Consider the following 11,404-nt stretch of genomic DNA (forward strand, 5'->3'; position numbering starts at 1 on the left):
TACACATTTTGGGGAATATTTTCTACTATGCTTTTAATCAATAAGCAGGCTGTTAACTTACAGTAAGAGCTAATTAATCACCGGGTAACGATAAATATTTAAAAATATTCCTGTTAGGAGTGAGGATTTTTGTTTCCGGTAATAAACTGTTCAGGTTTGATTGGGGTAATATGTCCCGTAATAATCATCACCATTGACTTTTGTCAACCGAATGCCGGTTAATGTAACGATGACTATATGTTACATGGGGGTTTCAGAGCGACGTTGGATAAGTGTTCAATTTTTAAAAAGCGGGTGTTCAACTTTTTGTGGTGCGGAATTGTAATATTCTGATTGTCAATGTATATGTGTTCAGTTTGTGTTTTGTGTAAAATGCAAGTATCTGATAATCAGTATTTGTTTATTTAAGAAAATACGCCAGGTGTTCCACTTTAAAAATTGAACACCTGGCATTATATGCTTTATTTAACCTTTTGGCTGTTATTGCCGCGGTTAAGATCAGGCAGGGCGTTGTCGGGATCAATGCTTACCGATTCAGCTTCCTGTTTAGTAGGCAGTGTATAAGTGATTTGCCCGGATTGCAGCCAGGTTTCAACCGGCAGGTAAAAGCGTTTTTTGCCGCCGTCTTTAAATTTTACCTCAACAGTAAACGGCATGGGCAACTGCTCTTTGTTTACCGCTTTGATGGTGATACCTTTGGATGCATCTTTACCTGCATATTTCGCGTCGATAAGCGCTATATCAACCAGCCAGTTATTGTAAAACCAGCCCTTCCAAAACCAGGAAAGGTCTTCGCCCGCCCCATTCTCTATCGAACGGAAAAAATCATCAGGTTGTGGGTGTTTGTAAGCCCACTGGTTAATGTAGTTTTTAAAGGCGTAGTCAAACCTGTCTTTCCCTAAAATTTGCTCGCGCAGCAATACCAGGCCAAATGCCGGCTTATAGTAGGTAAGCGGATGGCGGTATTTTTCGGGGATGGCATCAGGAGCCGTCATAATACTTGGCGATTGCGGATCAAGCAATGATGGGATAATTTCATCGGCGGGGTTGCCGCCGCCGGGAGCGTATTCACTATCGCGTTTAGGGGCATATTCACCTTTATTAAAGGCATCGGAAGCATATATATCGATAAAGGTGTTAAGGCCTTCATCCATCCAGCCATAGCGGCGCTCATTTGATCCCACAATCATCGGGAACCAGTTATGGCCTATCTCATGCGCGGTTACCCAGTAAAGCACGCTGCCTTTATCGGTGATGTCGTCAAACACAATACCCGGGTATTCCATGCCGCCGGCAATACCAGCTTCGTTAATAGCAACCGGGTAAGGATATACAAACCACTTTTCCGAAAAGTATTCAATTGATTTTTTGAGATATTCGGTAGCCCGGCCCCAGGCATCGTTGCCATAGCTTTCGGCCGGGTAAACGCTCATTGCTAATGATTTTTTACCGCCAGGCAGGTTAACCCTTGCTGCATCCCATATGTAAGCTTTTGATGCACCAAAGGCAACATCGCGGGTGTTGAGCATTTTGAAATGCCAGGTGAGGGTACCCTTGTTAACCGGGCGACTGGCAGGATCATTAACCTCGGCCAAATCACGGATCATGATGGTTTTATCACTGTTGCGGGCTTGGTCTAAGCGGACTATTTGTTTAGCCGTCAATACCTCTTTAGGGTTAAGCAATTCGCCCGATCCCGCTACGATCATATCCCATGGCACGGTTACCGAATAATCTATATCGCCATAATCTAAATAAAACTCACCGCTGCCCAGAAATGGTAGGGTATCCCAGCCGTGACTGTCGTCATAAACACACATGCGCGGAAACCACTGTGCAATTTCGTAGATCTTGCCATTTTTGGTATCGCAATAATCAGTACGGCCTCCAAAGGCACCGGGAATGGTGTAATGATAATTAATACGCAGTTTTATTGCCCCCTTTTGCAGCGGGTGTGCAAGGCGTACCTGCATGCGGGCATCTGTAATTACAAATGGTACGGGTTTAACTACATCGCCATTATCAACCGAAACGGATTCTATCTGGTAACCGCTGGTATGCTGATCTACACCGGGGGTATGGTCTGTGAAGAAGTTAGAGCGGGCATCCTGTTTATAAGTATTTTGATCAAGCTGCAGCCAAAGGTAAGGCAATGCATCCGGGCTGTTATTGGTATAGTTGATCACCACCGTACCGCTGATTGTTTTCTTAACGGTATCCAGGGCAACTTTCAGATTATAGTCTGCCCGGTTTTGCCAATACCTTGGACCGGGTGCGCCATTAGCCGAATGGAAATCGTTACCTTTTTCGGTATAAAACATAGGCGAGAAAGCCGCCGACGGGTTGTAGTTTGATGAAGTATCGTTTGGATTGAGTTTCCCTTTTTGCGCCGATGCGCTGAGTGCTAAAATCGACAGTAAACCAATGTCGATAAATTTTAATTTCATGGTGTGCATTTAAGCACCCAATATACAAAGGATGGCCGGAAAACAGTTTGTTAAAAAAGTTTTAAATAATTATGGAATTTTATGCCTGGTAGCATCATTGTAATAAACTGCTTAATCACCCGGATGAATTAATATATTTATCAATTAAAACGTCGGTATAATGTCTATTCAACAAATCAGCATACCTAAACCCTGCCACGAGCAATGGTCACAGATGGTGCCCGCTAACAGCGGTCGTTATTGTTATCACTGCTGCAAAATGGTTATCGATTTTACGGTAATGAGCAATGACGAGATCATTAAACTTCTTTCGGCAAAGGATAATGTTTGCGGCAGATTTGGCCAAATGCAGCTGATTGAAATTAATGCGGGTATTGGCGCAAATAAAAAGCGATCCTTATCATGGATTGGTATCCTGACAGCAGCAATAATAAGCTTAACCCAACTTGAAAAAGCTGAAGCCAAAACCAGGCACAACCTTGAGCAAGGAGAGTTTCAACGTAAAAGCAACTTGCTCATACCTGTCCCTACCGGTGTTCAAATATTAGTAAAAGGCCTTGTAACCGAAAAAGGGACTAATGTTCCGATTCCCGGCGCTACAGTCCATTGTAAAAACGGTGAAAGTGCAAGCACTGATGTTGATGGCGAATTTAAGTTTTTGGAACTTTCGGAGACAGATACCCTTGTTGTTGGCTTTATCGGTTTTAAGACACAGGAAATAAGGCTTGCCGACATAGCTGACAGGTCGCAAATAAAAATAGAATTAGAGCCGGAACCGCTAACTGAACAATTTGTTGTGGTAGGAGGTGTATTTGTGCGTCATTCTTTTATTCATCGCCTGTGGCATAAAATAAAAAACATATTTTAGGGCTTTATTATAAAAGCTAAACTTGCATTTTCCTGTAAATCTACCTTTAGGCAATTCATCAATTCCCGTACATTTTATTTGCGAGACACTGTCGTACTTTTTAGGTTATCAGTATTATGCCTGGTTGCGGAAACATACTGCCGATAAGATCAGTACCGAACATCGACTTATCATATTTATCGGTGCAGCGGCAGGCGCATTTATTGGCTCGCACCTTGTAGGGATCTTTGAGAACCCACCTTTGCTGTTCTCGCATTTCAATATCATCTATATTATGGGCAATAAAACCATAGTGGGTGGGATGCTTGGTGGATTGATAGGTGTTGAGCTTACCAAAAAACAATTGGGGGTAACCGCGTCATCTGGCGATTTGATGGTTTATCCGTTGATCCTGGCTATGGTTATTGGCCGTACCGGGTGTTTTTTGGCCGGGCTGGAAGATGGGACTTATGGCATAGCCTCCAACCTGCCCTGGGCTATTGATTTTGGTGACGGCATCCACCGACATCCTACTAATTTATATGAAATTGTATTTTGGGGAATGCTTTGGGTTGTACTCAAACTCATTGAACAAAATTATCGTTTTGCCGATGGCGCGCGATTTAAAGTATTCATGGCAAGTTACCTTGTTTTCAGGCTACTGGTTGAATTTATTAAGCCCGATTACTTTTTTGGTTTTGGTTTATCGGTAATTCAGTTAGTTTCTCTCGCCGGTATTTTGTATTATTATAAAGTATTTTTATATCCTAAAAAGCTGTTTGCAAACCATGCCTGAACGCCCGTATATATACTATGATTTTACGTTAAGCATTTGCTCCACCTGTTTACGACGGGTTGATGCCAAGATTGTTTTTGAGGATAATAAGGTTTACATGCTTAAAAACTGCCGCCGGCATGGTTTTGAAAAGGTGCTGATTGCCACAGATGTGGAATATTATAAAAACTGTCGCAACTATGCAAAGCGAAGTGAGATGCCGCTTAAGTTCAATGCCAAAATGCATTATGGTTGCCCTTATGATTGCGGCTTGTGCCAGGATCATGAGCAGCACTCGTGCCTTACCGTTGTTGAAGTAACCGACAGGTGTAATTTAAGCTGCCCTACCTGCTATGCCATGTCATCGCCCACCTACGGCAGGCACCGCACTTTGACCGAAATAGAACAAATGCTGGATGTTGTAGTGGCAAATGAAGGTCAGCCCGATGTGGTGCAGATCAGCGGGGGAGAACCTACGGTGCACCCGCAGTTTTTTGAGATCCTGGATATTGCCAAGAAAAAGCCTATTAAGCATTTAATGGTAAACACCAACGGCATCCGCATAGCTAAAGATGAAAATTTTGTAAAGCGGCTGGCCACATACATGCCCGATTTTGAGATTTACCTGCAATTTGATTCTTTCAAAAAAGAGGCACTTGAGCAGTTGCGCGGTGAGGATTTGCGCGAAGTAAGGCAGAAGGCTATTGAAAATCTCAATAAGTATAATCTGTCCACAACGTTGGTAGTCACTTTGCAAAAAGGTTTAAATACCGATGAATTAGGTGCAATTATTGAATACGCGTTGCAGCAACCCTGTGTTCGCGGCGTAACTTTTCAGCCTACGCAACAGGCCGGCAGGTTAGAGAATTTTAATGAACAAACCGACCGTTACACCCTAACCGAAGTACGTAACGCGATACTTGAACAAACCAGTGTATTCAATAAAAACGACCTGATCCCGGTACCTTGTAACCCGGATGCCCTGGTGATGGGTTATGCCCTTAAGCTTGGAGGCGAAGTGATTCCGCTGACCCGGATGATAAACCCGGATGACCTGTTGGATAACTCAAAAAATACCATTGTTTATGAAAACGATGAACGCCTGAAGGGCCATCTGCTTAATATGTTCAGCACAGGTAATTCGGTTGATAAAGCTAAAGAACACCTGCACTCGTTGTTATGCTGCCTGCCTGAAATTGACGCGCCAAGTTTAAGCTATGATAACCTGTTCAGGGTGATCATTATGCAATTTATAGATGCGCAGAATTTTGATGTTCGGGCTATCAAAAAATCATGTGTGCACATCGTAAATAAAGACATGCAGATCATCCCTTTTGAAACCATGAACATTTTTTACAGGGACGATAAGCGGGAATATCTTGAACAATTAAGAGGAGAAATTTTGGTATGACAGAGGAAGAACAATTACAACCACCCAATCAGCTTCCTGGCAACAAGCCCCAAGGTGGAATCAAGATAGTCGGAATTAACCTGGCAGTATTTGTTGGTTATACCTTGCTTAGTCTGCTGACCGATGGCGGTGTAATAGCTGGGCTGCTAATGGTTGCCCAGGTGATTGTTTGTATTATACTTTCATTGTATTTCCGTAAGTGGAGTTGGTTTTTAGGCGGCTTACTGGTTTTAGTAATTGGTTTTTCAACGTGTGTTGCAATGATAAGGATTTAGTATCTCACAAGTTGCTATAATGGAAACGCAGAAGAAAGACCCTGGCAGCAAAAAAATGATAGTTGTAGGTATCAATCTATCGATATTGGTAGCTTATACCATATATTTCAGATGGGTTGCTAATGAGGAGCTTATTATATTAGCTGAAGCGATTTTTATTTTTTTGCACGTAGTACTGTGCCTAATATTGGCAATTTTTGCTTTGAGAAAAGAATTTTTGTTTAGTGCGCTTGTTGTTCTGCTGATCGGTTTTTCGTCATGCTGGGTTGTTTTCTCCATTTAGGTTAACATCCCCGCCAAAACCCCTTCTTTTAACGAATTGGTACACATACTCACCTTATGAATATCCAGCGCATGCATAATGAAACGGGTAACTAACGATGCAGCTACAATCATATCAACCCGTACCGGGATAATCCCCGGATTACCCAAACGTTCTTTATGGCTCGAGAGGATGAGTTTATTGGTGATGGTTAACAGTTCTTCCTCATCAAAATCATAATGCTGAATACTCTTTAAATCAAAGGGCTGGGCCTTTTCTGTTTCAATCAATCCTGCAAAAGTTTCAAATGAGCCCGACGAGCCAACAAGGGTGTCAATTTCAATGCCTGTAGTGGCAATGAACAAATCATTCAGTGTATCCTCAAGATATAAATTCATAGCCTCGATAGATGCCGGCGGAATAGGATCGGTACGGTGGAACTGGTCCATAAGGCGTGCCGCGCCAACTTCAAAACTTTGTTTCCACAGGATCTTATCGGCGTTGCCCAAAATAAATTCAACGCTGCCTCCGCCAATATCCATGATCAGGGAGTTTTTGGCCGATAAGCAACCGCTTAACTTTACACCATTATAAATAAAACCGGCTTCCTGTTCGCCATCAATAATTTCAATACCAATGCCTGTTTTGGCCTTAACTTCTTTGATGAAATCTTTGCCGTTTGATGCGCTCCGCAAGGCCGAAGTTGCTATCGCCCTAACACCGTCAACATTATTGGCCTGTATAAGTTTCTGAAAGTGTTGCATGGTATTTATGCCGCGCTGAAAAGCATCAGACAAAATATACCCCTTGTTAATGCCTCCCTCTCCTAACTTAACAGCTTCAGTAATATGTACAATTTCATGATAGTTATGGATGTCCCCTTCGGCAATCAATAAATGGAAGGTATTGGTACCTAAATCCATTACTGCAACGCGTTTACTCATACGGCTAAAATAAATAATCCCCGAAATTGTTTAACTATTCCCGGGGATTTTATTCAGTAAATCCGAAATCGAACATCCGATGTCCGAAATAAAAATTATTCTTTATAAAAAAACCACTTGGCCAGTTCTTTATAGCTTGCTTTTTTACCGTACATTAATACACCTACCCGATAGATCCGTGCGGCCACATAAGTGGTAAATAAAAAGCCTACTACCATCATACACATGGATACTGCTACCTGCCATCCCGGTGGATCAAACGGGATCCGTACCATCATGGCTACAGGTGCAGTAAAAGGAATCATGGACAGCCATACTGCCAGCGGGCTATCCGGCGCGCGGAACAATACTGATACAGCTAAAAAATAAGTGAACAGTAAGGGCAGGGTAATAGGAAACATGAATTGCTGGGTTTCCGTTTCGCTGTCAACTGCCGAGCCAACAGCTGCAAACAGCGCTGCGTACAACAGATAGCCGCTTAAAAAGTAAAATATAAAGCAGCCCATGATATACCCAAATGGTATAGTTTGTAATACTGCAAGCGCATTTACCATAGGACTGGTAGGCGAGTTAAAAGAATGTCCGGCGATTTTGGTAGATATAATGGATAAAATTATCCAGGCACTAAACTGAGTTAAGCCAACCAGGCCCACACCGATGATCTTGCCGAGCATTAATTGAAATGGTTTTACTGAAGATATCACCACCTCTATAATACGGTTTGTTTTTTCTTCAATAACGCCGCGCATTACCTGTCCGCCATATATAAACAGCGAAATATAAATAATGATAGCACAAGCTATACCAATTAAAATATTGGCGCCGATATTAGCATTCTTATCGCCTTTATCTGAAATTTCAATGGCACTAACCGAGATGTTGGTTCGCTTTATGCTTTTTAAAAGTGCTGTATCAATATGATGCCTGATGAGGTTGTTTGAAAAGGCTATATCGCTCATCTGCTTTTCAATTTCTTCAGACAAGGGTATAGAGGCCTTCTTTTTTGAAAAGATCTGTACCGAATCTTTTTGTGTGTAATTTACAGGGATATACAAAATAGAGATACCCTCGCTATCCTTTAGCAGTTGTTTGGATGATTTAAGATCGGTGAGCGCATAGGTAAATTTTACATTATTGGCATCATGAAACCTATTAGCGAAATCACCGCTTTTATCAATCACGTTAACTGTTTGCAACGATGATAGTTTATCGCTGCTATCTGCAACCATCTTTACCACAATGCCCATAACCAATATCAGCAACGGCACCACGAATATCATGATGATGAATGATTTTTTGCGTACCCGTGTCAGGTATTCGCGCTGTATAATGAGTAATACTTTATTCATGGCCGGCTGAGTTTAGGTTAACTTTTTCAATGAAAATTTCATGCATGCTGGGTATTACCTCCTGTAACATATTTACCCTTGCTTTTGGGATAAGGTACTGCAAAACATCGTTTGAATTATTCTCGCGCGTAAGCTTTATCTTGATGGTATGACTGCCATCATCGGCATGGGTTTCGCTAACCAGTTCAAATGGCTGGTTGCCGTCAAATGCTATCTGTTCGCCGGTATATTCAACAAAATAGGTTTCATTGCGATACGAGTTGCGGATGTGTTTAACCTTACCATCCAGTATCTTATGCGATTTATGAATGAGCGCTATAGCGTCACAAAGTTCCTCTACTGATTCCATGCGGTGGGTAGAAAAGAGTATAGTTGCACCTTTTTCGTTCAATTCTAATATCTCGTCTTTAATGAGTTCTGCATTCACTGGGTCAAATCCGCTGAAAGGTTCATCCAGTATGATCAAATCGGGCTCATGCAGTACGGTTGCTACAAACTGCGCCTTTTGCTGCATACCTTTTGACAGTTCTTCTATTTTCTTTTTCCACCAGGTTTCCATCTCCAGCTTCTCAAACCAAAATTTAAGACGCTTTTGGGCTTCAGCACGGCTTAACCCTTTTAAACGGGCCAGATAGATCATTTGCTCACCTATCTCCATCTTTTTATACAGGCCACGTTCCTCGGGCAGGTAACCTATACGTTCAATGTGCGACTGGTTGAGTTTTTCGCCGTTAAAATAGATTTCGCCCGAATCGGGAGCAGTAATTTGGTTCACAATACGGATAAGCGAAGTTTTACCGGCGCCGTTAGGGCCAAGCAGACCAAAAATCTGCCCGCTTTCAACTTCCAAACTTACATCACTTAGTGCACGGTGACCGGCGTATTGTTTAACAATATTGCGGATGCTTAGCATTTATTAAGGTTTATGTATCTGTTTTTTTCTGTTAGATCAGGTTAAGCAGAAAAAGTTACAGGTTGGGTTTATCATATGGTGGCCAATTGGGCTTTTCAATGTCATAAAATGGCTTTTCCAATTGTTGGCTATTAAGCGCATTTAAAGCGGTTACTGCAATATAAATTCCGGTTGTCGGAACAATCAGATACACGAGCCCGATGTAGCGGATATAGAGAATATAGCTGGAAGTTCCGATAAGGGGAAGCACCATCGGTACAACCATGTAAAATACAATAATAAATAGCTCACTTAAGGTAAAAAGCAGCAGTGGTAACTTGAATACCGTATTACGTAATAAGGCGGCCATAATCACAATACATATTATTACCATCATGTTAATAGCTCCATGGATCTGGTAAAATATAATTAATGATTCTCTGGTAATTTGAAAAATGCCGATGGCTGTATTAACTAAGCCCGATATAACGCTATAAATCATATAAATGATGAACACGTTAACTATAAAAGGTTTTTCGTTGGTATATTTTAAAACACCTATCACAAATATCATTAACCAGGCAAAACAAATGACAGGTGCAAACGAAAGCGTAGGTCTTACTACATCCGGTACCGTGAATGAAATGGTTTGCATGGCGTACAGGAGTATCAGAGCTAACATACTAATAACGCATGCAGCAATAGTGAGGTAAGCGGTATCGCGTGTAGGTTTCATGAGCAGGATAGGTTGAATTAATAAATATTACAATTGGCTTAAAGATAATAATAAGGCATGGCTGTTTATTGAAATAAAAAAAACGGCGTGATTGTTTTGAAACAAATTATGCTGCTTACTTAATAGCCTGATTAGTTAATTTATTTCAGTTGCTTTTAAACTAAACCTGAGCGTTTCAATTGCTTCCTTTTGCCTCGAAATGATTATGTACATGTAGCCATTATAAACAATGGTGTGTGGGTAACCATATTGCCCGCCTTTCCATAAGCCTTCTTTTTTAAGGTGATACAATTCATTGGCAATAATATAGTTTTTGTCGAAGCTTTTTCCATTTTTTGACAACGAGAGCACCAGCGGATTACGGTCATAATGGTGCAGGGTATCGGGGATGCCCACATAATAAAAGCGTTTATCCGGCAACCTACCTAAGTGAAACTTGCTGTCATTATCCGAAAAGGGGGCCTCAACCGGCCGCGACCAGCTTTTGCCATTGTCGTTGCTTTCGGTGAGCCATAAATGACCTTTCCAGCCTTTACCGGTTACCCTGAGCAGCATGTGTAAAATGTTGTCGTCCGTTTGGAAAAACGATCCTTCGCAAAGCGGCGGCAACCCTGATTTTGCAGCGGGTGCATAAAACATAGCTGGGTTATCCTGTTTGTAAAGAGAATCGGGATAAAAACTGCTTAGCTTCCAGCCCGAAAGTCCGTGGGGATCATCTGTATAAGGAAAAGTGAAATTACCGCTGATGATCAGCCTCCCGCTATTGGTAACTTCAGGTCCATGGTTTGGTACAACAGGCAAATGCATATCAAGCGGCCCGCTCCAATGTTCGCCGTCGGTGCTGGTCTTAGCCCATAAATGGGTGCTATTGCGGTGTTTGTCGTAATCGCCGTAGTAGGCTACCAAGGTTCCTTTATACTGATAAAGCCCGGCGGCAGTGAGTACTGTGAGCGTATCGTTGATTTTACCCGGACTGGCTAATGTTTTCAACGGCGACCAGTGTTTAAAATCTTTAGAAGTTGCATAAACTACCCTTTGCCCCGGTGAATCCTCATCAACCATTCCATTGCTCCATATTGCCACAAAGCGGTCTTTGAAATGGATAATAGATGCGTGATGGTTGTAAAGCCACTCTTTATCCGGCGAGTAGATCATTGATCGTTCAATGTTTAGCCTCGGCACTCCAGCTTCGGTTTGATAATTGTTGCGAATGGCCGGGGTTTGTGCGTGGGTATTAAGAACGGATGAAAAAAGACAGATAACAAAAAGAAGCTTGAGTTTTGCAGACATGATCCTAATTAACACAAATTATCCGGTTAGTAAAAGCGGAGTTGAAATTTGCCAAATTAAAGCCAGGTTCCCGCGGGAGTAGTGCTAATAAAATGTAGCATCCGTTATTCTGAAGCCACAGTCATTAATAAATATGCCAATCTTTTGTAATAAAATCATGGCAATCCCTTTTATCC

General features: G+C 41.9%; 10 protein-coding genes. 4 read left to right on the forward strand and 6 right to left on the reverse strand.

Annotated elements, in window-relative coordinates; translation table 11 throughout:
- Positions 1 to 461: 461 nt before the first annotated feature.
- Complete coding sequence (locus BLS28_RS19525) at positions 462 to 2,447, reverse strand: M1 family metallopeptidase (RefSeq protein WP_256337486.1); 1,986 nt, start codon at positions 2,445 to 2,447, stop codon at positions 462 to 464.
- 160 nt (positions 2,448 to 2,607) lie between these two features.
- Here BLS28_RS19525 and BLS28_RS19530 point away from each other — a divergent pair, with 160 nt between their 5' ends.
- Genes BLS28_RS19530 through BLS28_RS19545 form a run of 4 tightly spaced genes read left to right on the forward strand, consistent with a single transcriptional unit; the run spans position 2,608 to position 5,755 of the window.
- Positions 2,608 to 3,315 (forward strand): carboxypeptidase-like regulatory domain-containing protein, encoded by a 708-nt coding sequence (locus BLS28_RS19530; RefSeq protein ID WP_091171451.1) that lies wholly within the window; start codon positions 2,608 to 2,610, stop codon positions 3,313 to 3,315.
- Between the two features lie 22 nt (positions 3,316 to 3,337).
- Positions 3,338 to 4,090 (forward strand): prolipoprotein diacylglyceryl transferase, encoded by a 753-nt coding sequence (locus tag BLS28_RS19535; RefSeq protein WP_091171455.1) that lies wholly within the window; start codon positions 3,338 to 3,340, stop codon positions 4,088 to 4,090.
- Positions 4,083 to 5,480: a radical SAM protein gene (locus BLS28_RS19540; protein ID WP_091171458.1), complete on the forward strand. Its 1,398-nt coding sequence runs from the start codon at positions 4,083 to 4,085 to the stop codon at positions 5,478 to 5,480. Before BLS28_RS19535 ends, BLS28_RS19540 begins: the two co-directional genes overlap by 8 nt.
- Positions 5,477 to 5,755, forward strand: coding sequence for a hypothetical protein (locus tag BLS28_RS19545; protein WP_091171461.1), 279 nt, complete (start codon positions 5,477 to 5,479; stop codon positions 5,753 to 5,755). Before BLS28_RS19540 ends, BLS28_RS19545 begins: the two co-directional genes overlap by 4 nt.
- Positions 5,756 to 6,034: 279 nt before the next feature.
- Here the strand turns inward: BLS28_RS19545 and BLS28_RS19555 are convergent, their stop codons facing one another.
- The 5 genes from BLS28_RS19555 to BLS28_RS19575 form a co-directional block, all read right to left on the reverse strand.
- Positions 6,035 to 6,961, reverse strand: coding sequence for a Ppx/GppA phosphatase family protein (locus tag BLS28_RS19555; RefSeq protein WP_091171468.1), 927 nt, complete (start codon positions 6,959 to 6,961; stop codon positions 6,035 to 6,037).
- A 95-nt stretch (positions 6,962 to 7,056) separates the two neighbouring features.
- Positions 7,057 to 8,310: an ABC transporter permease gene (locus tag BLS28_RS19560; RefSeq protein WP_091171470.1), complete on the reverse strand. Its 1,254-nt coding sequence runs from the start codon at positions 8,308 to 8,310 to the stop codon at positions 7,057 to 7,059.
- The gene (locus BLS28_RS19565; protein ID WP_091171473.1) at positions 8,303 to 9,223 is read right to left on the reverse strand and encodes an ABC transporter ATP-binding protein; all 921 of its coding nucleotides are present in this window, start codon (positions 9,221 to 9,223) and stop codon (positions 8,303 to 8,305) included. Before BLS28_RS19565 ends, BLS28_RS19560 begins: the two co-directional genes overlap by 8 nt.
- 55 nt (positions 9,224 to 9,278) lie before the next feature.
- Positions 9,279 to 9,938, reverse strand: coding sequence for a hypothetical protein (locus tag BLS28_RS19570; protein ID WP_091171475.1), 660 nt, complete (start codon positions 9,936 to 9,938; stop codon positions 9,279 to 9,281).
- A 135-nt stretch (positions 9,939 to 10,073) separates the two neighbouring features.
- Entirely contained in the window at positions 10,074 to 11,228 is a 1,155-nt protein-coding gene (locus BLS28_RS19575; protein ID WP_091171477.1) for an exo-alpha-sialidase, read from the reverse strand.
- Positions 11,229 to 11,404: the final 176 nt, after the last annotated feature.

The sequence above is a fragment of the Mucilaginibacter gossypii genome, assembly GCF_900100945.1.
Taxonomy (GTDB): domain Bacteria; phylum Bacteroidota; class Bacteroidia; order Sphingobacteriales; family Sphingobacteriaceae; genus Mucilaginibacter; species Mucilaginibacter gossypii.

What these genes read in the sequence shown, in the direction of transcription:
- BLS28_RS19525 (WP_256337486.1), bottom strand. Translation starts at nt 2,447, where the DNA reads ATGAAATTAAAATTTATCGACATTGGTTTACTGTCGATTTTAGCACTC.
- BLS28_RS19530 (WP_091171451.1), top strand. Translation starts at nt 2,608, where the DNA reads ATGTCTATTCAACAAATCAGCATACCTAAACCCTGCCACGAGCAATGG.
- BLS28_RS19540 (WP_091171458.1), top strand. Translation starts at nt 4,083, where the DNA reads ATGCCTGAACGCCCGTATATATACTATGATTTTACGTTAAGCATTTGC.
- BLS28_RS19545 (WP_091171461.1), top strand. Translation starts at nt 5,477, where the DNA reads ATGACAGAGGAAGAACAATTACAACCACCCAATCAGCTTCCTGGCAAC.
- BLS28_RS19555 (WP_091171468.1), bottom strand. Translation starts at nt 6,961, where the DNA reads ATGAGTAAACGCGTTGCAGTAATGGATTTAGGTACCAATACCTTCCAT.
- BLS28_RS19560 (WP_091171470.1), bottom strand. Translation starts at nt 8,310, where the DNA reads ATGAATAAAGTATTACTCATTATACAGCGCGAATACCTGACACGGGTA.
- BLS28_RS19565 (WP_091171473.1), bottom strand. Translation starts at nt 9,223, where the DNA reads ATGCTAAGCATCCGCAATATTGTTAAACAATACGCCGGTCACCGTGCA.
- BLS28_RS19570 (WP_091171475.1), bottom strand. Translation starts at nt 9,938, where the DNA reads ATGAAACCTACACGCGATACCGCTTACCTCACTATTGCTGCATGCGTT.
- BLS28_RS19575 (WP_091171477.1), bottom strand. Translation starts at nt 11,228, where the DNA reads ATGTCTGCAAAACTCAAGCTTCTTTTTGTTATCTGTCTTTTTTCATCC.